Annotated in this window: 30 protein-coding genes; 8 read left to right on the forward strand and 22 right to left on the reverse strand. The window is 72.1% G+C overall.

Going from position 1 to position 24253, the window contains the following annotated elements:
* Positions 1-139: 139 nt before the first annotated feature.
* From FB559_RS00390 to FB559_RS00410, 5 genes are all read left to right on the forward strand, one after another.
* Positions 140-1021 (forward strand): oxamate carbamoyltransferase subunit AllH family protein, encoded by an 882-nt coding sequence (locus FB559_RS00390; RefSeq protein WP_246121271.1) that lies wholly within the window; start codon positions 140-142, stop codon positions 1019-1021.
* Positions 1018-2436 (forward strand): AllF/FdrA family protein, encoded by a 1419-nt coding sequence (locus tag FB559_RS00395; protein WP_246121272.1) that lies wholly within the window; start codon positions 1018-1020, stop codon positions 2434-2436. The genes FB559_RS00390 and FB559_RS00395 overlap by 4 nt, the downstream gene beginning before the upstream one ends.
* A gap of 2 nt (positions 2437-2438) precedes the next feature.
* Positions 2439-3881, forward strand: coding sequence for a YlbE family protein (locus FB559_RS00400; protein WP_141952049.1), 1443 nt, complete (start codon positions 2439-2441; stop codon positions 3879-3881).
* Positions 3878-4783 carry an aldose 1-epimerase family protein gene (locus FB559_RS00405; RefSeq protein WP_141952051.1) on the forward strand — a complete coding sequence of 302 codons (906 nt, stop codon included), beginning with the start codon at positions 3878-3880 and terminating at the stop codon, positions 4781-4783. The genes FB559_RS00400 and FB559_RS00405 overlap by 4 nt, the downstream gene beginning before the upstream one ends.
* An 80-nt stretch (positions 4784-4863) precedes the next feature.
* Complete coding sequence (locus FB559_RS00410; protein WP_141952053.1) at positions 4864-6072, forward strand: DUF6986 family protein; 1209 nt, start codon at positions 4864-4866, stop codon at positions 6070-6072.
* On the opposite strand, the gene FB559_RS00415 is transcribed toward FB559_RS00410, so the two are convergent.
* From FB559_RS00415 to FB559_RS00460, 10 genes are all read right to left on the reverse strand, one after another.
* Positions 6056-6385: a hypothetical protein gene (locus FB559_RS00415; RefSeq protein WP_141952056.1), complete on the reverse strand. Its 330-nt coding sequence runs from the start codon at positions 6383-6385 to the stop codon at positions 6056-6058. The genes FB559_RS00410 and FB559_RS00415 overlap by 17 nt on opposite strands.
* A gap of 107 nt (positions 6386-6492) precedes the next feature.
* Entirely contained in the window at positions 6493-7083 is a 591-nt protein-coding gene (locus FB559_RS00420) for a nucleotidyltransferase family protein (protein WP_141952058.1), read from the reverse strand.
* A gap of 162 nt (positions 7084-7245) precedes the next feature.
* Positions 7246-8349 carry an XdhC family protein gene (locus tag FB559_RS00425; protein ID WP_141952060.1) on the reverse strand — a complete coding sequence of 368 codons (1104 nt, stop codon included), beginning with the start codon at positions 8347-8349 and terminating at the stop codon, positions 7246-7248.
* A complete protein-coding gene (locus tag FB559_RS00430) occupies positions 8342-9439 on the reverse strand; it encodes a vWA domain-containing protein (protein ID WP_141952063.1) in 1098 nt (365 codons plus the stop codon). The genes FB559_RS00425 and FB559_RS00430 overlap by 8 nt, the downstream gene beginning before the upstream one ends.
* 3 nt (positions 9440-9442) lie before the next feature.
* Positions 9443-10357 carry an AAA family ATPase gene (locus FB559_RS00435; RefSeq protein WP_246121273.1) on the reverse strand — a complete coding sequence of 305 codons (915 nt, stop codon included), beginning with the start codon at positions 10355-10357 and terminating at the stop codon, positions 9443-9445.
* Positions 10358-10407: 50 nt separating this feature from the next.
* Entirely contained in the window at positions 10408-10917 is a 510-nt protein-coding gene (locus FB559_RS00440; protein ID WP_141952065.1) for an NUDIX domain-containing protein, read from the reverse strand.
* Positions 10918-10975: 58 nt separating this feature from the next.
* Positions 10976-11287, reverse strand: a complete 312-nt coding sequence (locus tag FB559_RS00445) for a hypothetical protein (RefSeq protein ID WP_221639845.1) — start codon at positions 11285-11287, stop codon at positions 10976-10978.
* Positions 11284-12735: an MFS transporter gene (locus tag FB559_RS00450; protein WP_221639846.1), complete on the reverse strand. Its 1452-nt coding sequence runs from the start codon at positions 12733-12735 to the stop codon at positions 11284-11286. Before FB559_RS00450 ends, FB559_RS00445 begins: the two co-directional genes overlap by 4 nt.
* A gap of 63 nt (positions 12736-12798) precedes the next feature.
* A complete protein-coding gene (locus tag FB559_RS00455; RefSeq protein ID WP_141952067.1) occupies positions 12799-13791 on the reverse strand; it encodes a sigma-70 family RNA polymerase sigma factor in 993 nt (330 codons plus the stop codon).
* A 91-nt stretch (positions 13792-13882) separates the two neighbouring features.
* Positions 13883-14440, reverse strand: a complete 558-nt coding sequence (locus FB559_RS00460; protein ID WP_141952069.1) for a YcxB family protein — start codon at positions 14438-14440, stop codon at positions 13883-13885.
* A gap of 237 nt (positions 14441-14677) precedes the next feature.
* Between FB559_RS00460 and FB559_RS43540 the strand changes: the two genes are divergently transcribed.
* Positions 14678-14821 carry a hypothetical protein gene (locus FB559_RS43540; protein WP_185791985.1) on the forward strand — a complete coding sequence of 48 codons (144 nt, stop codon included), beginning with the start codon at positions 14678-14680 and terminating at the stop codon, positions 14819-14821.
* A 16-nt stretch (positions 14822-14837) separates the two neighbouring features.
* Here the strand turns inward: FB559_RS43540 and FB559_RS00465 are convergent, their stop codons facing one another.
* Positions 14838-15305: a MarR family winged helix-turn-helix transcriptional regulator gene (locus FB559_RS00465; protein WP_141952071.1), complete on the reverse strand. Its 468-nt coding sequence runs from the start codon at positions 15303-15305 to the stop codon at positions 14838-14840.
* Positions 15306-15390: 85 nt separating this feature from the next.
* Here FB559_RS00465 and wrbA point away from each other — a divergent pair, with 85 nt between their 5' ends.
* Both wrbA and FB559_RS00475 read left to right on the forward strand, forming a co-directional pair.
* Positions 15391-16056 (forward strand): NAD(P)H:quinone oxidoreductase, encoded by a 666-nt coding sequence (wrbA, locus tag FB559_RS00470; RefSeq protein ID WP_141952073.1) that lies wholly within the window; start codon positions 15391-15393, stop codon positions 16054-16056.
* 112 nt (positions 16057-16168) lie between these two features.
* A complete protein-coding gene (locus FB559_RS00475) occupies positions 16169-17608 on the forward strand; it encodes an MFS transporter (protein WP_246121274.1) in 1440 nt (479 codons plus the stop codon).
* A 31-nt stretch (positions 17609-17639) separates the two neighbouring features.
* On the opposite strand, the gene FB559_RS00480 is transcribed toward FB559_RS00475, so the two are convergent.
* The 11 genes from FB559_RS00480 to ribD all read right to left on the reverse strand — a co-directional run bounded on the left by FB559_RS00480 (position 17640) and on the right by ribD (position 24219).
* Positions 17640-17795 (reverse strand): hypothetical protein, encoded by a 156-nt coding sequence (locus tag FB559_RS00480; protein WP_141961417.1) that lies wholly within the window; start codon positions 17793-17795, stop codon positions 17640-17642.
* A 2-nt stretch (positions 17796-17797) separates the two neighbouring features.
* Positions 17798-17941 carry a hypothetical protein gene (locus tag FB559_RS43545; RefSeq protein ID WP_185791986.1) on the reverse strand — a complete coding sequence of 48 codons (144 nt, stop codon included), beginning with the start codon at positions 17939-17941 and terminating at the stop codon, positions 17798-17800.
* Positions 17942-17972: 31 nt separating this feature from the next.
* The gene (locus FB559_RS00485) at positions 17973-18290 is read right to left on the reverse strand and encodes a type II toxin-antitoxin system PemK/MazF family toxin (protein ID WP_141952075.1); all 318 of its coding nucleotides are present in this window, start codon (positions 18288-18290) and stop codon (positions 17973-17975) included.
* Entirely contained in the window at positions 18280-18513 is a 234-nt protein-coding gene (locus tag FB559_RS00490) for a hypothetical protein (RefSeq protein ID WP_141952076.1), read from the reverse strand. Before FB559_RS00490 ends, FB559_RS00485 begins: the two co-directional genes overlap by 11 nt.
* A gap of 163 nt (positions 18514-18676) precedes the next feature.
* Positions 18677-19105 (reverse strand): PH domain-containing protein, encoded by a 429-nt coding sequence (locus FB559_RS00495; RefSeq protein WP_246121275.1) that lies wholly within the window; start codon positions 19103-19105, stop codon positions 18677-18679.
* Between the two features lies 1 nt (position 19106).
* Positions 19107-19982 carry an ATP phosphoribosyltransferase gene (gene hisG / locus FB559_RS00500; RefSeq protein WP_141952077.1) on the reverse strand — a complete coding sequence of 292 codons (876 nt, stop codon included), beginning with the start codon at positions 19980-19982 and terminating at the stop codon, positions 19107-19109.
* A gap of 45 nt (positions 19983-20027) precedes the next feature.
* Positions 20028-20540 carry a 6,7-dimethyl-8-ribityllumazine synthase gene (gene ribH / locus FB559_RS00505; RefSeq protein ID WP_141952078.1) on the reverse strand — a complete coding sequence of 171 codons (513 nt, stop codon included), beginning with the start codon at positions 20538-20540 and terminating at the stop codon, positions 20028-20030.
* Between the two features lie 64 nt (positions 20541-20604).
* The gene (locus FB559_RS00510) at positions 20605-21810 is read right to left on the reverse strand and encodes a bifunctional 3,4-dihydroxy-2-butanone-4-phosphate synthase/GTP cyclohydrolase II (protein ID WP_141952079.1); all 1206 of its coding nucleotides are present in this window, start codon (positions 21808-21810) and stop codon (positions 20605-20607) included.
* A complete protein-coding gene (locus FB559_RS00515; protein ID WP_141952080.1) occupies positions 21807-22454 on the reverse strand; it encodes a nicotinamide mononucleotide transporter family protein in 648 nt (215 codons plus the stop codon). The genes FB559_RS00510 and FB559_RS00515 overlap by 4 nt, the downstream gene beginning before the upstream one ends.
* Entirely contained in the window at positions 22451-23044 is a 594-nt protein-coding gene (locus tag FB559_RS00520) for a riboflavin synthase (RefSeq protein ID WP_141952082.1), read from the reverse strand. The genes FB559_RS00515 and FB559_RS00520 overlap by 4 nt, the downstream gene beginning before the upstream one ends.
* On the reverse strand, positions 23044-24219 hold the full coding sequence (gene ribD / locus FB559_RS00525; RefSeq protein WP_141952084.1) for a bifunctional diaminohydroxyphosphoribosylaminopyrimidine deaminase/5-amino-6-(5-phosphoribosylamino)uracil reductase RibD: 1176 nt from the start codon (positions 24217-24219) through the stop codon (positions 23044-23046). Before ribD ends, FB559_RS00520 begins: the two co-directional genes overlap by 1 nt.
* Positions 24220-24253: the final 34 nt, after the last annotated feature.

The following is a 24253-nucleotide window of genomic DNA, read 5'->3' on the forward strand; positions in this document are numbered from 1 at the left end:
CCGGTCTACGTTCGCCACGAACGGCCATCATGAACACCTGCGACAGGCCACCACGAACCTTGACCACTGGGAGGGTCCGGTGCCGTTGTCCACCGCTCGGCGCAGACCGAGGCCTGCCCCCGAACACGGATCCCACGCCGTGACGGTCCCCACTCTGGCGGGCGCGGCGAGCCTCGGTGTGCGCACGGCGCTCAGCGGCCCCCGGCGCCACGGCCGCGTGATCGCGGTCTTCCCGTCCGCCGTCTACCTGCAGGTGGCCCGGTCCCCCGAGCCGGCGGTGATAGCGCTGACCACCTCCGACGCCGTACGCCCGCCGAACGCGGTCGTCCTGGCCGTCCCGACGCGGCAGGAGCCGTTCCGGTCGGTACGCGAGGGCGACGAGACGTTCGTCGGTGACGGCTGCGTCCTCGTCGGCGGACGCCTGCGGGCGCGCGTGCGCCGCTGGTGGGACCCGACCCCGGTGCTCGGCCCGCTGTCGCTGGCCCGTCTCTCGCACGGCGAACGCGCCCTCGACGCCGTGACCGGGCCGTGGGGCCTGTCCGGCCACGCCGCGCCGAAGAACCTCGCGGACGCCTGCCTGGCCGGAGATCTCGCGCGGGCGGTCGACGCCGCCGAACGCATCGTCGGCCTCGGGCCCGGGCTGACCCCCAGCGGAGACGACGCGCTCGCCGGCCTGCTGCTGGCGCTGCGCCTGCTCGGCGGGGCCGTACCCGGCGGAGGGCGTGCGGTGTGGCTCGCCGACTGGCTCGGCGCCGCCGTCACCGCCCACGCCGGTGAGCGCACCACCTCGCTCGCCGCCACCCTGCTGCACTGCGCCGCACGCGGCCAGGCGAGCATGGAGGCGGCGGCCGTCCTGCGCGGCATCGCCGGGCAGGACCCGCTGGTCCCGGCCACGCGGCGCCTCCTCGCCACCGGCCACACCTCGGGCGCCGACCTGGCCTGGGGTCTGCTTCTCGGCTGCCGGTCCGCCCTGGCACTGAGCGCGGCGCACCCGCCTCGCCGCGGTGGCAGCGGCACGTGAGCGAAGAAGAACGAGGGAGCACTCTGATCAGGAACGAACTCGTGGAGGTGCGGTCCGGCGCGTACCACGACTCGGTCACGCTCATGCGGGCCGGCCGCCGTCTGGCCGAGCGCCCCGGCGTGACCGCGGCGCTGACCGCCATGGCCACCACGCTCAACGTCGATCTTCTGGCCGAGATGGGCTTCACACCGCCGGACGGCACGCGACCGGATGACCTGCTCGTCGCGATACGCGCCGACGACGCGGACGCGCTGGAGGCCGCGCGCGTCACCGTGGACGAGCTGCTCTCCACCCGGTCCGCGCCCCGCGCGTTCGGCGTGCCGGCTCCTCCGCGCACCACCGGGTCGGCCGCACGCCGGATCGACGCCACGGTCGCGCTCGTCTCGGTGCCGGGACCGTACGCCTTCGCCGAAGCCATGGACGCCCTGGACGCCGGCCTCAACGTCATGGTCTTCAGCGACAACGTGCCCATCGAGCACGAGCTCGAACTCAAGGAGACGGCGGCGCGGCGCGGCCTGCTGGTGATGGGCCCCGACTGCGGCACCGCCGTGGTCGGCGGCGTCGGGCTCGGCTTCGCCAACGTCGTGCGTCCTGGCCCGATCGGTCTGGTCGCCGCCTCCGGGACCGGCGCACAGCAGGTGATGAGCCTGCTCGACGAGGCGGGTGCCGGGGTCAGCCACGTACTCGGCGTCGGCGGCCGCGACCTGTCCGCCGAGATCAGCGGCCGGTCCACGCTCCAGGCGCTGCGGGCGCTCGACGCCGATCCGGCCACCGAGCTCATCGTCGTCGTCTCCAAGCCGCCGGCGCCCGAGGTCGGGGACCTGATACGTGCCGCCGCGCGGCGGCTGGCCACTCCGGTCCGGTTCGGGCTGCTCGGCGAGGGCGGTGACGACCTGACGAAGGTCGTCGAGGACGCCCTGGAGACCATCGGCGTCCCGGTGCCCCCCTGGCCGTCCTGGCTTCCCTCCCGGCGGGTCCATCCCCCACGGCCGGGTCCGCTCCGTGGCCTGTTCGCGGGCGGGACGCTGTGCGAGGAGGCGGCGCTCATCGCCGGCTCGACCCCGAACGAGATGACCGACCTCGGCGACGACCGCTACACCCGCGGACGCGCCCACCCGATGATCGACCCCACACTGCGCCTCGAACGCCTGGCGGCCGAGACGACCGGTGGTGACGCCGCGGTCGTGCTGATCGACGTCGTCCTCGGCCACGGCTCCGAGCCCGACCCGGCGGCGGCACTGGTCCCGGTGATCCAGGAGGCCAAGGTCCCGGTGGTCGTCTCCCTGTGCGGGACCTCCGGCGACCCGCAGGGCCGGGACCGGCAGGCCGAGGCCCTCGCCGCGGCCGGCGCGGCGGTGTACGCCTCCAACGCCGCCGCCACCCGCCATGCCGTCTCACTCGCCGAAGGATCCTGATCATGAGTACGCCCTCAGCGAGGGAGCCGCACGAGAACGGCGACGGCGGGCTCGGCGGTCTTCTCACCCGTGAGGTAAAGGTCGTCGCGGCCGGCGCCTCCGTACTGGCCGACGCCCTCGGCGAGCAGGCCGTGCCGGTGGAGACGGTCGACTGGCGGCCGCCGGCGGGCCCCGCCGGGTACACCGGCCTCGCCGAGGATCTCGCCGTGGTCATGGGCGACCGGCGCCGTGCGGCGGCCGACGCCACGGCCGTCGGGCGGCTGCTCGGCGCCCGGCCGCACCTGGTCGACGTCCGTCCCGCCCATGAGGTCCTCGACCTCGAACCCGGTTCGTTCCTGCACGCCGGGCCGCCACTGACCTGGGAACGCGCGTCGGGACCGATGCGCGGCGCGCTGATCGGCGCAGCGATCTTCGAGGGCCTGGCCGAAACGCCCGAAGACGCGGAACTCCTGCTGCGGACGGCGCCGCTCGAGCCCTGCCACCACCACGGCACGGTCGGCCCGATGGCGGGTGTCGTGAGCCCGTCGATGTGGATGTTCGTGGTCGAGGACGCCGAGAACGGCGGCACGGCGTACTGCTCGCTCAACGAGGGCCTCGGCAAGGTGCTGCGCTACGGCGCGTACGGCCCCGAGGTGATCGAACGGCTGCGCTGGATGGCCGGCTCGCTCGGCCCGGTGCTGCGGGAGGCGGTACGCGCCCACGGCCCGGTGGACCTGCGCGCGATCATGGCGCAGGCGCTGCACATGGGCGACGAGCTGCACAACCGCAACCGCGCGGCGACCTCGTTGTTCGTCCGCGAACTGGCGGGCGACCTGGCCGAGGCCGGCGGCGTGGAGGCGCTGCGGTTCGCGGCCGGCAACGACCACTTCTTCCTCAACCTGGCGATGGCGGCGGGCAAGGTGAGCGCCGACGCCGCTCGCGACGTGCCCGGCTCGTCCCTGGTCGTGGCGATGGCCCGCAACGGCACCGACTTCGGGATCCAGGTCTCCGGGACGGGCGACCGATGGTTCACCGGGCCCGCCGGCGTCCCCGACGGTCTCTACCTGGGCTCGTACGGTCCCGGCGACGCCAACCCCGACATCGGTGACTCGACGATCACCGAGACGACCGGCGTGGGCGGTTTCGCGATGGCGGCGGCGCCCGCGATCGTGCGGTTCATCGGCGGCGAGGTGCCCGACGCGCTCGCCGCGACACAGCGGATGTACGAGATCACCTTGGCCGAGCACCCGGCCTTCCAGGTGCCGATCCTGGACTTTCGCGGCACGCCCGTGGGCATCGACGTCACCAAGGTCGTCCGTACCGGGCTGCTGCCGGTCGTCAACACCGGCATCGCCGGGCGGGTCGCCGGCACCGGCCAGGTCGGCGCGGGTCTGGTCTCCCCGCCGGCCGAGGTGTTCACCCAGGCTCTGCACGCACTCGCCGAGCAGGCGACAATCGCATCATGACGCTCTCGGGTAACCAGTACGAGATCTTCGCGGGGCCGTACGAGGCGATCGTGACAGAACAGGGCGCGAGCCTGCGCGCGCTCCTCCACGACGGCCGGCCGCTGATCCTGTCCCACGACGCCGACGAGCCGGTGCCCGCCGCGGCCGGACAGCTGCTCGCGCCCTGGCCCAACCGGATCGACCACGGCCGCTACTCCTTCGGCGGCGAGTCCCACTCCCTGCCGATCAACGAGGGCGACCTCGACAACGCCATCCACGGCCTCGTCCGGTTCGAGTCGTGGGGGGCCGCCGAGCACGAGCGGCACCGCGTGCGGCTCACCCACCGGCTGCTCGGCCATTCCGGCTATCCGTTCCGGCTCGACCTCACCGTGGAGTACACCCTCGACGCCGCCGGCGGGCTGACCGTGCGCCAGTCGGCGCGCAACGCCGGCTCACGCGTCGCGCCGTACGGGCACGGCGCGCACCCCTACCTGACGCTCGGGCGGCCGCTGGACGAGTGCGAGCTGCTCGTCACCGCCGGCCGCTACCTGGAGATCGACGAGCGTGCCATCCCGGAGCCGGAGACCCGCGAGGTCGCGGGCACGCCGTACGACTTCCGCGCCCCGCGGCGCATCGGCGAAACGGCGATCAACAACCCGTACACCGCGCTGGACCGCGACGGTGACGGACGCGCGTGGGTGCGGCTGCGCGACGGCGAGCGGTCGGTCGCGCTGTGGGCCGGCGAGGGCCATCCCTGGCTGGAGATCTACACCCGCGACGAGGTGATGGACGAGACCCGGCGCACGGGCCTCGGCGCCGAGCCGATGACCTGCCCGCCGAACTCCTTCGCGACCGGCATCGACCTGATCGCGCTCAAGCCGGGCGAGGAGACGAGCGGTATGTGGGGAATCACCGCGGACTGACCCCGTCGTCGTTGATCACCGGGCTCGCGGGGGTTCCGGTCGGTAACGTGTGCCGCAGTGTCTCTGGGAGGGAACCCGCGGTGAAGTTGACTCTGTCCACGCTCGATGATCTGAGCGCGCGCGTCGAGGAGGCGCGGGCCGAGCACGCCCGCCGGTATCCCGGCGATCCGGCGGAGCGGCAGCCGGTGCACACCGTCTACGTGCCGGCGGATCGCTTCACCGCGTCCGCCCCTGCCGACCTCGGCACCGAGGCGCTGCGGCTGCTGAACACCCACGTCCCGGACGGTGCCGCGGTCGCCACCGCGTTCGGCGTCGACGGCTCGCTCGGCGACGCCGTACGGGAGCGGGTCGCCGCCAAGCTGGCCCGCGAGCCGGTCGAGGACATACGGATCGACTTCGAGGACGGCTACGGCGTACGTGACGACGAGGAGGAGGACGCCCACGTCGAACGTGCCGTGGAGGAGGTCGCGCAGGCGTACGAGGCGCGGCGCCTGCCCTACTACTGGGGGCTGCGGGTCAAGTCGTTCGCCGACGGCGGGCACGCACGCAGCATGCGCACGCTGGACGGTTTCCTCACCGGGCTGGCCGAGCGGCTGGGCAAGCTGCCGGGCGGCTTCGTGGTGACCCTGCCGAAGATCATCGCGCCGCAGCACGTTGAGGTCTTCGCGGAGTTCCTGGCGCGGTTCGAGGAGGAGATCGGCCTGCCGGAGGGCATGCTGCGCTTCGAGATCCAGGTCGAGACGACGGAGTCGGTCGCCGGCCTGCGCGCGGTCGTGGACGCCGGCGGCAGCCGGCTGAGCGCGGCGCACTTCGGCGTCTACGACTACACGGCCGCGCTGGGCCTGCCGCCGTCCGAGCAGCGGCTGGACCATCCGGCCTGTGAGTACGCGCGTCACGTCATGCAGGTGACCCTGGCCGGCACCGGCGTGCGGCTCTCGGACGGCTCGACCAACATCGTCCCGGCCGGCGATGACACGGCGGACGTGCACCGGGCGTGGCGGAGACACGCGGCGCTCGTGCGTTATTCACTGCTGCACGGCTACAACCAGGGCTGGGACCTGCACGCGGCGCACCTGGTCAGCAGGTTCGCCGCCGTGTACGGGTTCCACCTGACCGGCCTGGACGAGGCGATCGAACGCGTCCGGGCATGGAAGGACGCCGATGGTGCGGACACACGGCCGGACGGCGTGCTCGACGAGCCGGCGACCATCCGTGCGCTCACCGCACGGTTGCGCCGCGCGGTCGACTGCGGCGCCGTCGACGCCGGCGCCGTCAATCTTCGGAACTGAGATCCGTCTGACGCCCGAAGACCAGCGAGTTGCCGTTGCGCGGATCATCGTCGCCGCCGTCGAGGCCGGCGATGGTCCGCCGCAGATTGTCCACCGCGACCGTCTGTTCGTACAGGCGGCCCATGATGTCCCGCAGCGTGTGCACGACGACCAGCGTCGCCTCCGCCTGGGCCAGCATCGCGTGGACCTGCGCCGTCGCGGTGTCCGGCACGTCCTCGCTCAGGGCGCCGGCGGCCTTCGCCAGGTGGTTGACCGTACTGTCGTTGTGCGTCACCCAGTGATAGCCGGGTTCTTCTGGCCAGCTTGATGTCATCGGAAACTGCTCGCCTTCCCGCGGCCCGCCCATAAATCGCCGCTCGTCATTTCACCACGGGCCCCCCTGGCCTCAACAAGACGCCCGAGAAACATTTCCGGTTGTCATTATGCGGGGTCGATATCGAACCGCCTCAGATCCTCGGGCGTGTCGATGTCGCGGGGATCGGCGACGTCGTCACACGGGACGGAGACCACGATGTCAGGGCGTGCGCGTAGGAACTCCCGCGCCCCCACATCGCCCTCGGCGTACTCCGCCACCTCGGCGAAGTGCTCACGGGCGATGAGGACCGGATTGCGGGGACGTCCCTCGTAGGTCGCCACCGCGACGCGCGCCCCGGCGTCGTACGCCGCGCGGAGCCGGAGCACGGCCTCGGCCGAGACGTTCGGCTGGTCGACCAGGGCGATCACCACGGCCGGGCAGTCGGGCGCCAGCGCGGACAGGCCGGCGCGCAGCGAGGAGCCCATACCGGTGCGCCAGCCGGGGTTGTACACGACGACGGCGCCCGCCACGTCGACGCGTGCCGCGCCGGTGACCACGACGATCGGGGTGCATCCCGCCTCGTGCAGCATGCGCACCCCGCGGTCCGTCAGGCGTACGCCGCCGATCTCGACGAGCGCCTTCGGCGTGCCGAGCCGCCGCCCCTCACCCGCCGCGAGCAACAGCCCGGCGGGCGCTCCCGCATGCCTCGTCTCCATGCTGGGAGAGCGTATCCACGACAGGGGCGGGCGACGGGCCGAAACACTGATCTTTAGCGGCATATGGCACCCGCGAGTGCCGGGATCTACGCCTGCGGTCCGTCTTCACGCGTCCAGCGGCGACCTCCCGGTGTGCCCCGGCCGTCGGATCGGCGGCAGTCGTCAGGTGCCGTGGATGCGGCCGCCGGTGTCCGTGAGGGCCTGGCCGGTGCCGCCCCAGCGGAGCTGGATGAGCTCGGCCGCGATCGAGACCGCGGTCTCCTCAGGTGTACGGGCGCCGAGGTCGAGGCCGATCGGCGAGCGGAGCCGGGCGATCTCCTTCTCGGTGACCCCCACCTCGCGCAGGCGCTCGAGCCGGTCCTCGTGGGTGCGGCGCGAACCCATCGCCCCGACGTAGCCGGCGCGGGTGCGCAGCGCCACCTCCAGGAGCGGCACGTCGAACTTCGGGTCGTGGGTGAGGACGCAGATCACCGTGCGCTCGTCCACGTCGCCCTCGGACTCGGTGAGGAACTTGTGGGGCCACTTCACCACGACCTCGTCGGCCTCGGGGAACCGCTTGGGGGTGGCGAAGACGGGCCGGGCGTCGCAGACGGTCACGTGGTAGCCGAGGAACTTGCCGACCCGTGCCACCGCCGCGGCGAAGTCGATCGCGCCGAAGACCAGCATGCGGGGCGGCGGGGCGAAGGAGTGCACGAAGACGGCGAGCTCGTCCAGCCGCCGCTCGCCGTGCCTGCCGTACCGCCGGATCCCGGTGGTGCCCTGGGCGAGCATGCCGCGGGTGTCGTCGTCGACGGCCTCGTCCAGCCGGTCGAGGCCGAGTGAGCCCTCTGAGCGGTCCGGCCAGATGACGCGGCGGACGCCGACCTCGCCCGGCCCCTCGATGACGGTCGCGATCGCGACCGGCTCGTGCCGGTCGATCGAGGCCTTCACCTCGGCGAACAGGGGAAACGTCTGAGGCCCGATCGGCTCCACGAGAATGTCGAGGATGCCGCCGCAGGTCAGCCCGACGGCGAACGCGTCGTCGTCACTGACGCCGTACCGCTGCACGACGGCGCTGCCGGAGGCCATGACCTCCTGCGCGAGCTCGTACACCGCGCCCTCGACGCAGCCGCCGGACACGCTGCCCACGGCCTCGCCCTCACCGGACACGGCCATCGAGGCCCCGGCGGGCCGTGGGGCGCTGCGGAAGGTGTTGACCACGGTGGCCAGCCCGAACGTCTCGCCCTCGTCGTACCATTTGCCGATCTCTCGAAGGACGTCACGCATTTCCGATCACCCCTGCCAGTTCTTCCAGTGCGGCCAGGCTGTGACCGGCCACAAAGTCGTCAACGTACGGAAGCGCCGCGAGCATCCCGCCTGTGAGTGGTTCGTACCCAGGTTGGGCTTTGTGCGGGTTGGACCACACGACCCGGTGCGCGAGCCGGTGCAGCCTCTCCATCTGGTGGCCGAGGAGCGTCGTGTCCCCGCGTTCCCAGCCGTCGGAGGCGATGACCACGATCGCACCGCGCGCCATGCCCCGCTGGCCGAAGCGGTCGAGGAACTCCTTCAGCTCCTCGCCCAGCCGCGTGCCGCCGCTCCAGTCCGGGATCGCCGCGGACACCGCCGTCATCGCCGCGTCCGGCTCCCGGTGCCGCAGCTCCCTGGTCACCCGGGTCAGCCGGGTGCCGGCGCTGAAGACCTCCGTCGAACGCGGCGCCGAACGCACGGCCGCGTGCGCGAACCTCAGGAGCACGTCGGCGTACGGGCTCATCGAGCCGCTCACGTCCACGATCAGGACCACGCGCCGCGGCCGTGTGCGGTGCGCGCGGTAGTGCAGTCCGGAGATCTCCCCGCCGCGGCGCAGGATCGACCGGACCGTACGGTGCGCGTCGAGCCGTCCCCGGTGGCGCGCGGTGAACCTCCGCGACCGCCGCTGCGCGGTGACGTCGTCGAGCAGGGCGAGCAGGCGGTGCACCTCGGCGCGTTCGGCCGGGCTGAGGCGGGCCACGTCGCGCAGCCGCAGGACCTCGATCTCGCTGGCGGTCGCGACGGAGACGTCACCGGGCCGGTCGTCACCGGCCGTGCCGGGCGTGGCGGCGTGCCGCACCACGGTCACCGGAGGCGGGGCGGTGCGCCGCACCGTGGCGGTGTCGCCGGAGAAGTACGCGGCGAAGCAGCGGTCATAGCGCGGCAGGTCGGCGGGGTCCGCGCACATGGTGAGCCGCCCGGCCCAGTAGACGTCGCGGGCGTCGAGCACGTCGAGGTGGCCGACCGCACCGATCATCGCCTGGACGCGCTCGGGGTCGGCGCCGACGCCGGCGGCCCGCAGCGTACGGGCGAAGCCGGTGAGCGTCTCGACGACGTCCCGCGGCGCCATGCCTCAGGCCCCGTTGAACAGCGCGCCGATGCCGCCCGCGACCACCCGCTCGGTGTCCTCGCGGTACTTCAGCACCGCGCCCAGTGTCACCGCGGCGATGTCCGGGTCCAGGTCGCGTGCGCCCAGCGCGACGAGCGCCTCGGTCCAGTCGAGGCTCTCGGCGATCCCCGGGGCCTTGAGCAGGTCCAGCTTCCGCAGCCGGCCCGCGGCGCCCGCCACCTGGCGTACGAGACTCTCGGTGGCGTCGGGCATCCGCCGCCGGATGATCGCCACCTCGCGGTCGAAGGCCGGGTGCTCCAGCCAGTGGTACAGGCAGCGGCGTTTGAGCGCGTCGTGCACCTCACGGGTGCGGTTGGAGGTGACGACGACGACCGGCGGGCGCTCGGCCCTGATCGTGCCGAGCTCGGGGACGGAGATGGTGAAGTCGCTCAGCACCTCCAGCAAGAACGCCTCGAACTCGTCGTCGGCGCGGTCGATCTCGTCGACGAGCAGCACGGCGGGGCGCTCCTCGGTCGAGGTCTCCAGGGCCTGCAGCAGCGGCCGGGAGACGAGGAAGCGCCGGTCGTACAGCTCGGACTCGAGGCGCTCGACGTCGGTGACACCGGCCGCCTCGGCGGCCCGCAGGTGCAGCAGCTGGCGGGGGAAGTCCCAGTCGTACAGCGCCTGCGCGGCGTCCAGGCCCTCGTAGCACTGGAGCCGGATCAGCGGCACGTCCAGGACGGCGGCGAGCGTCTTGGCCAGCTCGGTCTTGCCGACGCCCGCCTCCCCTTCGAGGAACAGCGGCCTGCGCATGCGCAGGCCGAGGAAGCAGGCGGTCGCGAGTCCTTCGTCGGACAGGTACGCGTGTTTCTCGAGAGCCTCGCTGAGGGCCTGCGGCGACGCGAAGTCCGATGTCGGGATTGACGTGGTATGCGGCACGCATCAAGGCTACTTCCCGCCACGCCTCTTATTACGCGCCCCACACCGTGTCACGCGTGTGGCAGGTACACGGGGGTCCGCGTCTCGCGGGCGTGCAGAGCGGCGGGAATGCGGGCCGCGATGGGCCCCAGCCGCGCCGCGGCCTGTTCGGGCGCGAAGAACCCGTGGTCGTCGAGCTCGTCCTCCTGGAGCCGGATCCGCTCCGGGCCGGCGAGGATCCCCGCGTCGAAGACGAAGCTCACCGTGGGCCGGAACCGCTCGGCGCGCGCGGGCTGCCAGGCGACGACGAGCAGCGGCCCGACGTCCAGAGCCAGGCCGATCTCCTCTTCGAGCTCCCGCGCGCACGCGGCCTCGGGAGCCTCGTTGTCGTCGGCGGCCCCGCCGGGCAGCAGCCAGTGGTCACGGTAGTTGGGCTTGACCAGCAGCACCCGGCCGGCCGGGTCGGTGATCAGAGCCCCGGCGGTGACGTACGCGGCGGCGAGCCCGGCGTAGTAGATCTCCGGCTCGACGAAGGTGGACCGGACCGCCCCCGGCCGGAGATCATCAGCGTCATCGGTCATCCGCAGCAGGCTACGCCGCACGGGTGCGGGCCTGGGAACCCGGCCCGCACCCGCGGACTCAGACGCCGCTGACTCCGAAGCGGTAGGACCCGACCAGGGTGGCCTCCTCCGCCTCCGGGGACTCGGTGACGCGGTCGCCGATGCCCTGCTGGAAGGCGGCGAAGGCGGAAGAGGTCCCCAGCGGGTCCTCGGCGCCCTCGTGCACCACCACGTGGACGAAGCTCACCCCGTCCGCCAGCCGGAACGTCGCGTAGCGCAGCCCGCCCGGGTCCTCCGCAGCCAGTTCGGCGAACACCTTCTCCACGAGCCGCTGGTTCTCATCCGCCGCCTCCGGCCTGGTCCGGTAACGCACGATCCTGATCCTGTTCATGCCGTCTCCTCTGATGCCGTGATGGTGATGACTCCGCCGGGTCCGAGTACGGCGGGTACGACCGCGAGCAGCGCGATCGCGGCGGCGGCCACCATGGCCGGGCGGAACCCGTCGATGAAGTTCTCGGGCGAGGCGTATCCGCCGTTGCCGGCGAAGACGAGGGCGATGATCGCGACGCCGAACACGCTGCCCAGCTCGCGCAGGGCGCTGTTCGTGCCGGCCGCCACCCCGGCGTCCTCGACGGGCACCGAGCCGGTGACCATGCCGGCGACCGCGGGGAACACCATGGAGATGCCCACACCGGCCACGACCAGCGGGACTACGAGGTGGCCGTACCCGACGCCCGGCCGCACGACCTCCGCGAGCAGGCCGAGCCCGGCCGCCTGCAGGACCATGCCGATGGTCATGATCCAACGGTTGCCGAACCGGTCGGCCAGCGCGCCCGCGAGCGGCGCGACCAGCATCAGCGTGCCGGTCCAGACGAGAACGCGCAGCCCGGCGCCGAACGGTGAGTAGCCCAGGCCGATCTGCAGCAGCTGCGAGATCATGAAGAGCGAGCCGATGAGCGAGATCTGCTGGCCGAAGGCCACCGCGTTCGCCGCGGCGAACCCGCGCCGCGCGAAGTAGCCGATCGGCAGCATCGGATGGGCCGTCCGCCGTTCCCAGGCGAGGAACGCCGCGACGAGGACCACTCCCGCCGTCAGCGCGCCGAGCACCTCGGCACTCCCCCAGCCGGCCGCGGGCGCCCGTACCGGAGCCCACGTCAGGGCGAACATTCCGGCACCGACCAGGACGAGGCCGGCGACGTCCAGCCGGAAACGCGCGCCGTGGCTCTCGCGTAGCCGCAGTGCCGACAGCACCGCGACGGCCAGCCCGATCGGGACGTTCACCCAGAAGATCCACTGCCAGGACAGCCCCTCGGTGATGGCCCCGCCGACGACCGGCCCGGCGGCCACGCCCAGGCCGGTCACCCCGCCCCAGACGCCGATGGCCGCCCCGCGTCGCCCGGCCGGGAAGGCGTCGATGATCAGCGTCAGGGTCAGCGGCATCACCGCGGCCGCGCCGACGCCCTGCGCCATCCGGGCCACGATGAGCTCCCCGGCGGTCGACGACAGCGCCGCCGCCGCCGAGGCCAGGCTGAACACCACGAGGCCCGTCACGTACATGCGCCTGCGGCCGAACCGGTCACCCAGCGCCGCGCCGGTCATCAGCAGGCAGGCGAGCACCAGGTTGTAGGCATTGATCGTCCATTCCAGGTCGGCAAGGCTCGCGTGCAGGTGGGTGCGGACCACCGGGAGGGCGGTCGCCACCACGACGATGTCGAGCGAGGTCAGGAAGACGCCGATGGGGGCCAGCAGCATCGTCCAGATCACGTGGCCGCCCCTCGGCGTACCGTCCTGGGGCCGCTCCCCTCGCAGGGGTGGCGACAGGTCCGTTGTTTCCGACATCGCAGGCTCCATTTCCGATTGCGGTCTGTCGGAAATAGAGACCCGGCCGCGGTGCCGGACTCATCACCCCAGGCGGTGCTCCGGGTACGTCGCCGGCAGGCCGAAGGCCGCGAACAGGTCCGGGCCCAGGAACGTGTCGATCCGGGTGATCCCGGCCGTGCGGACGGTCAGCACCTGGATGCCGTGCGCCCGGTGGACACCGTCCGGCCCGCGCAGGTACGCACCCGCCGCCGGCTGGCCGTTCGCCGCGACCGGCACCAGCCGGAAGTCGCCCGGAGTCCCCAGGCAACGTCGCTTCAGGAAGCCGATGACCGCCGTGCGCCCCGCGAACCAGCTCAGGTACGGCGGCATCTCCATGACCGCGTCCCGGTGCAGCAGCGCCACCAGACCGGCGACGTCGGCGTCCTCGAAGGCCCTGACGTACCGGGCGAGCAGCGCACGGCGATCGGCCTCCGGGGGCTCGGTGAGCCCGTCCTCGACGGCCCCGGCCCGCCCCAGCCGCGCACGTGCGTGCTGCAGCGCGCTGTTGACCGCGACGGTGGTCATGCCGAGCACCTCCGCCACCTCGGCCGCCCGCCAGGCCAGGACCTCCCGCAGGATCAGCACCGCACGCTGGCGGGCCGACAGGTGCTGCATCGCGGCCACCAGGGCCAGCCGTACGCTGTCGCGCTCCGCGACGATCACGGCCGGGTCGGCCGGCGCCCCGGCAGGCGGGCCGGGGAACGGCTGGAGCCAGACGGTCTCCGGCCCGGCACCGACCAGCGGCGCGTCCGGGTCCGCCGGGCCCGCCAGGCCCGAGGGAAGGGGCCGCCGCCCGCGGCGTTCCAGCGCGGTCAGGCACCGGTTCGTCGCGATGCGGTACAGCCAGCTCCGCAGCGAGGACCGCCCCTCGAACCCCCCGTACGAGCGCCACGCCCGCAGGTAGGTCTCCTGCACCAGGTCCTCGGCGTCCTCGACCGAGCCGAGCATGGAGTAGCAGAACGCCAGCAGCTCCCGCCGGTACGGATCGGCCAGCCGGCCGAACTCCGCCTCGTCCTCGACCGCCTGCACCGTCATCGGTCCCTCCCCCTGTCTCGGCCGTGAAAGCCCGCCATGAGTACAGACCCGGCTCCGCGCCGAAACTCATCGCGGTGGGAGGCCGGTGCGGTCAGTCGTCCACGAGAGCGGCGGCCCCGGGCGGCCGAGAGGCCGTCAGGTGCTCCGTGAGGAGCCGGCGGCAGGCCGGGACGAGCGACGGGTCGGCCAGGCCCCGCTTGGGCAGGGCCACGGAGGGTTCGCCCGAGCGGTCCAGGAGGACGAACTGCCGGTCGGACTCCACGAACCCGCTGAACCGCGACCAGGCGAAGGTCTGGGTGATCTCATCCGTACGCAGCGTCAGGGCTTCGGGGGCGATCTCCTCCTCGTACGCTCTCCGCAACATGGGTGAACGGTCCCAGACTCCGCGCGCACGGCGGCGCAGGCGCCGGCGGGAGAAGAGCGCACGCGCTCTCAGCAGGTAGCTCCCTGAGATCGCCGCGCAGATCAGCAGGACCGGCAGCGCGCCCGCCGTTCGTTCGGCGACCCCCACCCCCAGCACGCCGCACAGCGGCACCAGGCTGACGGCCGCGTTACGGAGCGCACGCCTCCGCTGGCGCCGCAGCTCCGAGGACATGGCCATCAGCTCGACGATGTCGTCGAGCTCGGGAACGTATCTCAACGTCAGCACCGGCCGCGCACTCCCGCTCGTTCTGTGCCGCCACCACCGCGGCGCCGTGGGATCTTATCCAGCGTCCCGGCGGCCGTGGCGTTGCCGATCGACGAGCTGCCGGGCGTCCGGCTGTACCGCCTGCCGTCCTCGGGTGGTCACCCGAAGTGCTCGATGACCGGCCGGTGAAGACTCGCGGCACCCTTCACGTGGACGGCGCGGCGACTCATCACTCCTCGGGGATCGAATTCGCCGGACGTGACGCCTCGTCGCGGTCTCGGCCGCGCCGGACTGCTGGAGGCGGCCGCGGCGTTCGCCATCGACCTGTATATCGGCGGCGGGGATCCCCGGTCGGTGTTCCCGCCGGTGGAGTACGCCGGCTCGGCCACCGGGGGAAGCTGACGTTCCCGACCGGCCGTCACCCACCGTTCCGGCGGCCGTGCGCGTGACGGGGGCGCCTGGAGTCGACGTTGCCGGTCAGGGTCGCGAGGAGGACGGGGAGTTCTGCCACGGTCTGGGCGGGCAGGCCGGTCACGGTCTCCTCCGCCAGAGCGCACCACAGCCGCTTGACCTGGTCGGCCAGCGCCTTGCCGCTGTCGGTGAGTTCGACGATGCCGGCGCGCTTGTCGGAGGGGGCGGGTCTGCGGCGGATGTGGCCGGCGGCCTCGAGCTTGCGGGTCATGAGCGTGACACTGGGCGGCTCGACGCCGAGCGCCTCGCTGAGCTGCGCCTGGATCATCGGGCCGGTACGGGCGAGTTCGAGCAGGAGCGCTTCCTGGCCGGGGTGCAGGCCGAGGGGGGCCAGTAGCGCCGCCGTCCTGGCCCGGTGACGCAGGCTCAGCAGGCGGATGGCCTGGTTGAGGGCGTCGGCTTGCTCGAAGTCCACGGGCTCTCCTTGACAGATTAGTTATGCGCATAACATTATCCGCATAACGTTATCCGCGTAACTAATCCTACTCGAGGGAGTCGCTATGACCGTGAAGGTCGCCGTCATCTACTACAGCGCGACGGGCACGGTGCACGGACTCGCGCAGGCCGTCGCCGAGGGCGCCGCCTCGGCGGGGGCCGAGGTGCGGCTGCGGCGGGTCGCCGAGCTGGCGCCCGACAGCGCGATCGACCAGAACCCCCAGTGGCGACGGCACACCGACGCCACCACGTCGGTCACCCAGGCCTCGGTCGAGGACCTGGTGTGGGCCGACGCGTTCGCGTTCGGGACGCCGACGCGGTTCGGCGCGCCGGCCGCGCAGCTCAAGCAGTTCATCGACCAGACCGGCGGGCTGTGGCAGGAAGGCCGCCTGGCCGACAAGCCGGTGACGGCCTTCACCTCGGCGTTCAACCGGCACGGCGGCAGCGAGGCCACGATCCTGTCGCTGGCCAACGTGTTCTACCACTGGGGGTCGCTGATCGTCCCGTCCGGATTCACCGATCCGGCCGTGTACGCCGCCGGCGGCAACCCCTATGGCACGTCGGCCGTGACCGGCCCGGCCGGAGACGGTCCCGACACCACGGCACTCGACGCGGCCCGGTACCAGGGACGGCGGCTGACCCGGACCACGATCCGGCTGCTGGCGGGCGGCCGCGTCGCCGACGGGAACCCCCGCGAGACCGAAGCCGGAAGAACCCCGCAGACCGCGTGACCGGGACGTCGCCCGCGATCCCCCGGCCGGCGCAGGGAGCCCGTGAGTCGAGCAAGAAGGGCGAGCCGGCTCGCCGAACACTTACCGCAGACTTCGCATTCAGGAGGCTCTTGTGACGTCCGAACCATCCGCGAACACCCTGACCCGAGGCCACACGGCGGCAAGGACCGGTCCCGCCTGGATGGTCCTGGCCCTGGCATGTGCCTGCCAGTTCATGGTCATCCTGGACGCGTCCATCGTGAACGTCGCCCTGCCCTCGGTCGACCGGGACCTCGGCTTCACCGCCGCCGGCCTGACCTGGGTGGTGAACGGCTACCTGCTCACCTTCGCCGGCTTCATGCTGCTGGGCGGCCGCGCCGCCGACCTGTTCGGCCATCGCCGGATGCTGGCCACCGGGCTGTTCGTGTTCTCCGCGTCGAGTCTGGCCGGCGGCCTGGCGAACGCCCCTGAGGTCCTGGTGACGGCGCGCGTCACGCAGGGCATGGGAGCCGCCATGCTGGCCCCGGCGACGCTGGCCGTGATCAACACCGGCTTCACCGAGGCCGGCGCGCGTGCCCGGGCGTTCGGCGCGTGGTCCGCCACGGGCGGTGTGGGCGGGATGGCCGGCGCGGTCGCGGGCGGTGCCCTCACGACCGGCCTGTCGTGGCGGTGGGTCTTCCTGATCAACGTGCCGATCGGTGCGGTGCTGATCGCGGCGGCCATGACGTCGCTGGGCGGCAGGCGAACCGGCCGGCGGGAGCCGCTCGACCTCACGGGCGCGGTCACCGGGACGGCGGGGCTGGCCGCGCTGATCTACGGGGTCATGCGGAGTACCGATCACGGCTGGACGTCCGTGCCGGTCCTCGGGCCGGCCGGGGCGGGTCTGGTCCTGCTCGTCGTCTTCACCGTGGTGGAGGCGCGTTTCGCCACCCGGCCGCTGATGCCCCTGCGGCTGTTCAAGATCCGGGAGGTGGCCGTCGGCACCGGCATGCTGCTGCTGTTCGGAGGGATCGCCATCGCGATGTGGTACTTCACGTCGCTGTTCCTGCAGAACGTCCTGGGCTATGGCGCGCTTCGCGCCGGGCTCGGGCAGACACCCGCGGCGGTGACGTTCATGGTGATCGCGCGACGGGCCGCCGGACTCCTGCCGCGAACCGGTGCGCGCCCTCTGGTGCTGGCCGGCTGCGGCTGTTTCGTGGCCGGTTTCGGCTGGCTCTCCCAGGCCCACGCCGGCAGCGGCTACGTCACCGGCGTGCTCGGGCCCACGCTCCTCATCGCGGTCGGCATCGGGCTGACCTTCCCCACCCTCATGGCCGCGACGACCGCCGACGTCCCCGAGGGCGACGCGGGGATCATCGGCGGCCTGGCCGGCACCGCCGGTCAGGCGGGCGGGTCGGTGGGTCTGGCGGTGCTCGCGACGGCCGCCGGCGCCGGAACTCAGGCGGGGACCGGCGGGCGCTCTCCGGCCGCCGCCCTCGCCGCCGGCTACGACCGGGTCTTCCTCATGGCGGCCGGGCTCGGCCTGGCCATCGCGCTGGCCGGTCTGCTACTGCCGCGGCACCGGCGCGGCTGACCGCCGGCCGTCACCCGCACGCAGGCCGAGGTCAGACCTCGGCGGCCTCGCCGCGTGCGCGCACCATGGCGGCGAGCTCGGCGACCGCGCGACGGGCGCGGTCGCCGTCGCTCGCCTGGATGCCCATGGCGGGCACGACCGAGCCGTCGGCCAGGTCGAGCGTCGGCCACGGCGCGCCCTCCGCCATCGTCACGCCCAGGACCTCGGCCCACTCGTACTCGCCTTGATCGCCGGGATGAGCGTGTTGGCGCCGTGCTCGGCGACCACGCTCTCGACCGGGTGCATCTCACCGCCGGCCAGGGGAGGTGACCTCGGCGACGACAGTGACGGCATGATGCCGGCAATCCCAGCTAGGCCGCCGGTGCTAATCCAGCTCCAGGACGGCTCGAAGTGACTCATTGACCATCATCAGCTCGCCTGCGCTCAGACGGCCGGCGAAGTCGCCCAGGCGCTGTGGATCCACAGCGGTGGTCTGCTCCACGAGCACCCGCACCTCCTGGCCCAGGAGTTTGATGGTGGGATGGATCAAGGAGTCGAAGGACTTGGTCGTTGTCGGGGCCACCAGCCACGTGGACAGGTGCCCGTACACGCTGGCTTGGACGACGACCGCATAGCGTGTACCGCGCTGCTCGTGCCCCTGGACGCCGCGCGCCGCCTTAAGGCGGTACACGTCACCACGCACGGAGCTCGTCCAGTTCTTCCCGCACCGCCCGGACCTCCGCCAGGTACTCGGGGGTGGCCATCAGGTGCTCCGCGTCGGCACGCAGGTCGGCTTGGCGCTTCTCACGCGCAGCCACTTCCAGCGCATGCCGGATGGCATGGGTGGGGGTGGTGCCATCGGCAGTGAGGGCCGCAAGATTCTTCGCATCATCAATCGTTGGACGGAATGTAATCGGATCGGCCATACAAAAAGTATACGCTCGATGGCAAGTCCAGCCAGGCCAGCCCGCTCCGAGCACTACCCGAGCCCGAGTCGACCAGCTCCGGGTAAGGCGCATGCCGGGGAGCTGGGCGTCGAACTCCTCGTCGGTGATCGGTGATGGTCACCTTGAACCCAAAGACGGCGGTTCAGGCCTCGGCGGCCTCGCCGCGTGCGCGCACCATGGCGGCGAGCTCGGCGACCGCGCGATGGGCGCGGTCGCCGTCGCTCGCCTGGATGCCCATGGCGGGCACGACCGAGCCGTCGGCCAGGTCGAGCGTCGGCCACGGCGCACCCTCCGCCATCGTCACGCCCAGGACCTCGGCCCACTCGTACTCATGGGTGCGCAGGGCGTTGACAATGGTCAGCCCGCTGTCGTCGGCGACCACTCGGCTGCGGCCCAGCATGTGCAGGATGCCGGCGACGATCAGCCCGATCACGACGAAGCCGATCCGGTCGCCGAGACCCCAGTTCGACGGCATCGCCACGGCGAGGACGACCATGCCGACCACGACCACCGCCGCCAGCACGTACGGGATGATGCGTGGCCAGTGCGGTCGCCACGTCGCCGCGGTCACGTCAGTCGACGATCTTGCTGATCGGGATCTCGAGGATGTCGCGGCCGCCGGCCGCCTTGATCGCCGGGATGAGGGTGTTGACGCCGTGCTTGGCGACCACGCTCTCGACCGCGTGCATCTCGCCGCCGGCCAGGCGGGTGACCGTCGGCGACGACAGCGACGGCATGATCCCCAGCACCTCCTGGAGCTGCGCGTCGGAGACGTTGAGCTTCAGCAGGACGTTGCCGCGGGCGCGGATCGCCCCCTGCAGGAGCAGGGCGATGTCCTCCATCGCGGCGCGTTTGTTCGGGTCCTCGTACGCCTCGCGGTTGGCGACCAGCTCGGTGTAGCTGACCAGCAGCGTGTCGAGGATGCGCAGGCCGTTCTTGCGCAGCGACGAACCGGTCTCGGTCAGGTCCACGATCGCGTCGACGATGTCGGGCACCTTGGCCTCGGTCGCGCCGTACGAGGGCACCACCCGGGCCTTCACCCCGTGCTGGGCCAGGTAGCGCTCGGTCATCGCGGGGAACTCGGTCGAGATCCGCACGCCCTCCGGCAGGTCGGCGGCCGACTGCCAGGGAGCGTCGTTGGGCACGGCGATGATGACGCGCACCGGGTTGGACGTGGCCTTGGAGTACTTGAGCTCACCGAGCGAGACCACGTCGGCCGCGGTCTCGGTGATCCAGTCACGGCCGGTGATGCCGAGGTCGAAGAGCCCCTGTTCGAGATAGGTGGGGATCTCCTGCGGGCGCAGCACGCGTACGCGGTCGATGCGCGGATCATCGACCGACGCGCGGTAGTCGCGCTCGGAACCACGGCGGACCGTCAGGTCGGCGGCGTCGAACAGGTCGAACGTCGCACGCTCCAAAGAGCCCTTGGGAAGCACGAGTGACAGCACGGTAGAGACCTTCCTGATGAGAGATCGGTATCGCGGCGTGGAGACTCAGGAGCCCAGATGCTCCGTGTGATGCCGCGCGTGACCGTGATGCCGCAGGCCCCTCAGGGTCAGTGCCGTATCGAGAGCGGCCACGGTCGCCTCCCATCCTTTGTCCTCGCTGCTGCCTTCCAGACCGCAGCGGTCCAGTGCCTGGTCAAGCGTCTCACAGGTTAGTACGCCATTGCCGATGGGTGTGCCCTCATCAAGGGCAACCCTCGTCAAACCCGCCGTTACCGAGTCACATACATAGTCAAAATGGGGCGTACCTCCCCGGATAACGGCACCGAGGCAGACGACCGCGTCGTTGTCGCGGGCGAGCTGCTGGGCCACGACCGGGAGCTCGAGCGCGCCCGCGACGTGTACGACCACGGGCTCGAGCAGCCCGCACTCCTTCGCCGCGGCCAGCGCGCGTTCGAGCAGCGGGTCGGTGACCTGTGCGTTCCATCGGGTGCAGACCACACCCAGGCTCAGCCCGGACGCGTCCACGGCCGCCGCCTCGGGACGTCCCACCCCGCTCATGAGGCCTCCTTCGTCGGATGAGTGACCAGCGCGCTGTGTTCGCCGCGCTCGCTCCGCTCGCTCATCAGAACTCTCCTATCTGGTGGCCGAGCCGGTCACGCTTGGCGGCCAGGTAACGACGGTTGTACTCGGTGACGAGGACGGGCATCGGCACACGCTCGCGTACCTCGACGCCGTACCCCTCCAGGCCCGCGAGCTTGGCCGGATTGTTGGTCAGCACCCGGATCGAGCGGACGCCGAGGTCGGTCAGCATCTGCGCGGCGTTGACGTACTCCCGCGCGTCCACCGGCAGGCCGAGCTCGAGGTTGGCGTCCACGGTGTCGGAGCCGTTGTCCTGCATCTGGTACGCCCGCAGCTTGGCGAGGAGCCCGATGCCACGGCCCTCGTGGCCGCGCAGGTAGACCACGACGCCGCGGCCCGCCTCGGCGATCGCGGCCATCGCGGCGTCGAGCTGGGGGCCGCAGTCGCAGCGCTGTGAGCCCAGAACGTCGCCGGTGAGGCATTCGGAATGCGCCCGCACCAGAACGTCCTCGCCGTCGCCGATCTCGCCGAGGACGAGCGCGACGTGCTCGCCGCCGTCGAAGGCGCTGGCGTACCCGATCGCGCGCCACATGCCGTGCCGGTTGGGGATGCGGGTCTCGGCGACCCGTTCGACCACCCGTTCGTTGCGCTTGCGGTACTCCACGAGCTGCTCGATGGAGATCAGCTTGAGGTCGTGCTCCTTGGCGAAGACCTCCAGCTGCGGCAGCCGCGCCATCGTGCCGTCGTCGTTGACGACCTCGGCGAGCACGCCGGCCGGGCTGAGCCCGGCGAGCCGTGCCAGGTCGACCGCCGCCTCGGTGTGCCCGCGCCGCTTCAGCACGCCGCCCTCGTGGTAGCGCAGCGGGAAGATGTGCCCTGGCCGTACCAGCTCGTACGGCTCGGTCGCCGAGTCGCACAGCGTACGGATGGTGGTGGCGCGGTCGGCGGCGGAGATCCCGGTGCTCACGCCGTCGCGCGCGTCCACGCTGACCGTGTACGCGGTGCGCATCCGCTCGCGGTTCTGGGAGGTCATCAGGGGGATCGCCAGCCGGTCGAGGTCCGCGCCCTCCATCGGCACGCAGATCACGCCGCTGCTGTAGCGGATGGTGAAGGTGAGCAGCTCGGGCGTGGCCTTGCCGGCGGCGAAGATGATGTCGCCTTCGTTCTCCCGGTCCGCGTCGTCGACGACGACCACGGCCTTGCCCGCCGCGATATCGGCTATCGCTTCTTCCACACTGTCGAAACTCATACCGCCACGGCCTCCAGTTCGGCACTCCGCCGCTGCCGGCGGTACTGCTTGATCCAATTTCGGAATCCGGCGATGACCATCACGAAGAAGATCCCGTACGCCGCGCCGGAGACGTACAGGCCGGACTTGATCGCCAGCGGCACGCCCACCAGGTCGACCAGCACCCAGATGATCCAGAAGTCCACGAGGGCACGGCTCTGCGCGAAGGTCGCCACCGCGCTGCCGACGAAGATGTACGCGTTGGCCGTCGGCGACCAGGTGATCTGCAGCCAGGAGATGTGGGCGAACAGCAGGGCCACGACCGCGGTGCCGGCCGCCAGGGTGGCGATGAGCGCCGTACGCTCGCGGCCGGTGGCCGGGCGTACGGGCAGGCCATGGCCCTCCTTGATGCCGCGCACCCACCTCACCCAGCCGTACGAGGCGAGCAGGAAGAACATCGCCTGCTTCAGCGCGTTTCCGGGAGCGTGCGCGCTGACCGAGGCGGTGAACAGCAGTACCGCGCCGGCCAGCTGGACCGGCCAGGTCCAGATGGTGCGCCGGATCGCCAGCAACACCGTCGTGAGGGACAGGACGTTGCCCAGCAGGTCGGTCCACAACAGCTTCTCGCCGAGGACCGTGACGCCCGACTGTGCCCAGGAGCTCATGCCCGGTCCCCGATGAGGCGCTCGACGTACTTGGCGATCACGTCGACCTCCAGGTTGACGGCGTCGCCGGGCTCCTTGCGGCCGAGCGTGGTCAGCTCCAGCGTCGTGGGGATGAGGGCGACGGTGAAGGCGTCGGCGCGCGCCTCGACGACGGTCAGGCTGATGCCGTCGACCGTGATCGAGCCCTTGCCGACCACGTAGCGCACGAGATCCGCCGGCAGGCCGATCGTCACGACCTCCCAGCGCTCGCCCGGCTCGCGGGAGACGATCCGGCCGACACCGTCGACGTGACCCTGCACGATGTGGCCGCCGAGCCGGTCGGACGGGCGTACGGGGCGTTCGAGGTTGACCGGGGACCCGGAGGTCAGAGCGCTCAGGGAGGACCGGTCGAGGGTCTCCTTCATCACGTCGACGGTGAAGGCGTCGTCCTTGACGTCGACGACGGTGAGGCAGACGCCGTTGACCGCGATGGACGCGCCGTGCACGGCGTCGGAGACGACGAGGGGGCCGCGCACGGTGAGCCGGGCGGAGTCGCCGCCGTGTTCCAGCGCGACGACCTCTCCCAGCTCCTCGACGATTCCGGTGAACATCAGTGTTCCCTTCGAGATGGGGCCGTCAGGGCGTCGGCTCGGGCACCGCTCGCCTGTTCACGCACCGCCGCGGTGATCCGCAGATCCGGCCCGATGGTGGTGATGTCTTCGATGTCCAGGTGGTACGCCTCGGCCAGCGTGGTGACCCCGGCGTCGCGGAGGGCGGCCGGGCCGGCTCCGAACAGCGTGGGTGCCAGGTAGGCGACGACCCGGTCGACCAAGCCGTCGGCGAGGAACGCGCCGGCCAGCGTCGGGCCGCCCTCGAGCAGCACCGAGACGATCTCGCGCTCGGCCAGCTCGGCCATGAGTGCGTGCAGGTCGACGCCGCCCTTGCCGGCGGCGCGCGGCAGGCGTACGACGGCGGTGCGGGCCGCCAGGGCGGCTGCGTCCTGTTCGCCGGTGTCCCCGATCGTCTCCTCGGAGACCGCGATCAGCGTCGGCGCCGCGTCGTCCAGGACGCGGCTGCCGAGCGGGGTGCGCGCACGCGCGTCGGCGATGACCCGGAGCGGCCTGCGGTGGGTGATCAGATGGTCGTGCGGCTCGAAGCCGCGCACGGTGAGGCGGGGGTCGTCGGCCAGTACGGTGCCGGACCCGGCGATGATCGCGTCGCAGCGGGCGCGCAGGCGGTGGACGTCCTCGCGCGCGGCCGCGCCGGTGATCCACTGGCTGGTGCCGTCGGCGGCGGCCGACCGGCCGTCCAGGGTGGCGGCGAACTTCCAGGTGACGTGGGGGCGCCGCAGGCGCGCGTAGGTCAGCCACTCGGCGTTGAGGCGCTCGGCCTCGGCGGCGAGCACTCCGGACTCCACCTCGACGCCCGCCTCGGCCAGCCGCCGGGCACCGCCCCGCGCGCGCTCGCTGGGATCGGTCACCGCGTACACGACGCGCCGTACGCCGGCGTCCAGGATGGCCTGGGTGCACGGTCCGGTACGGCCGTGGTGGTCACAGGGTTCGAGGGTGACGACGACGGTGCCGCCGCGGGCGCGGTCGCCCGCCTGTTCCAGAGCGGCGGCCTCGGCGTGAGAGGCGCCGGCGAAGGCGTGGTACCCCTCCCCCGCGCGTTCTCCGGCGGCGTCGAGCACGACGCATCCGACGACGGGATTGGGACTGGTCAGTCCCTGGGCACGTGCAGCCAGCGCGATCGCGTCACGCATCGCCGTGTGTACCGCGATGGTCACCCCGGGCCTCCTTGTTCCAGGCTCCGGGATGCGG

Source organism: Actinoallomurus bryophytorum, assembly GCF_006716425.1.
Lineage (GTDB): Bacteria > Actinomycetota > Actinomycetes > Streptosporangiales > Streptosporangiaceae > Actinoallomurus > Actinoallomurus bryophytorum.

Excerpts from the sequence above, each read along its gene's own strand:
- FB559_RS00400 (WP_141952049.1), top strand. The coding sequence starts at position 2,439 with ATGAGTACGCCCTCAGCGAGGGAGCCGCACGAGAACGGCGACGGCGGG.
- FB559_RS00405 (WP_141952051.1), top strand. The coding sequence starts at position 3,878 with ATGACGCTCTCGGGTAACCAGTACGAGATCTTCGCGGGGCCGTACGAG.
- FB559_RS00415 (WP_141952056.1), bottom strand. The coding sequence starts at position 6,385 with ATGACATCAAGCTGGCCAGAAGAACCCGGCTATCACTGGGTGACGCAC.
- FB559_RS00420 (WP_141952058.1), bottom strand. The coding sequence starts at position 7,083 with ATGGAGACGAGGCATGCGGGAGCGCCCGCCGGGCTGTTGCTCGCGGCG.
- FB559_RS00425 (WP_141952060.1), bottom strand. The coding sequence starts at position 8,349 with ATGCGTGACGTCCTTCGAGAGATCGGCAAATGGTACGACGAGGGCGAG.
- FB559_RS00430 (WP_141952063.1), bottom strand. The coding sequence starts at position 9,439 with ATGGCGCCGCGGGACGTCGTCGAGACGCTCACCGGCTTCGCCCGTACG.
- FB559_RS00440 (WP_141952065.1), bottom strand. The coding sequence starts at position 10,917 with ATGACCGATGACGCTGATGATCTCCGGCCGGGGGCGGTCCGGTCCACC.
- FB559_RS00445 (WP_221639845.1), bottom strand. The coding sequence starts at position 11,287 with ATGAACAGGATCAGGATCGTGCGTTACCGGACCAGGCCGGAGGCGGCG.
- FB559_RS00450 (WP_221639846.1), bottom strand. The coding sequence starts at position 12,735 with ATGTCGGAAACAACGGACCTGTCGCCACCCCTGCGAGGGGAGCGGCCC.
- FB559_RS00455 (WP_141952067.1), bottom strand. The coding sequence starts at position 13,791 with ATGACGGTGCAGGCGGTCGAGGACGAGGCGGAGTTCGGCCGGCTGGCC.
- wrbA (WP_141952073.1), top strand. The coding sequence starts at position 15,391 with ATGACCGTGAAGGTCGCCGTCATCTACTACAGCGCGACGGGCACGGTG.
- FB559_RS00480 (WP_141961417.1), bottom strand. The coding sequence starts at position 17,795 with ATGGCGGAGGGCGCGCCGTGGCCGACGCTCGACCTGGCCGACGGCTCG.
- FB559_RS43545 (WP_185791986.1), bottom strand. The coding sequence starts at position 17,941 with ATGCCGTCACTGTCGTCGCCGAGGTCACCTCCCCTGGCCGGCGGTGAG.
- FB559_RS00490 (WP_141952076.1), bottom strand. The coding sequence starts at position 18,513 with ATGGCCGATCCGATTACATTCCGTCCAACGATTGATGATGCGAAGAAT.
- ribH (WP_141952078.1), bottom strand. The coding sequence starts at position 20,540 with ATGAGCGGGGTGGGACGTCCCGAGGCGGCGGCCGTGGACGCGTCCGGG.
- FB559_RS00510 (WP_141952079.1), bottom strand. The coding sequence starts at position 21,810 with ATGAGTTTCGACAGTGTGGAAGAAGCGATAGCCGATATCGCGGCGGGC.
- FB559_RS00515 (WP_141952080.1), bottom strand. The coding sequence starts at position 22,454 with ATGAGCTCCTGGGCACAGTCGGGCGTCACGGTCCTCGGCGAGAAGCTG.
- FB559_RS00520 (WP_141952082.1), bottom strand. The coding sequence starts at position 23,044 with ATGTTCACCGGAATCGTCGAGGAGCTGGGAGAGGTCGTCGCGCTGGAA.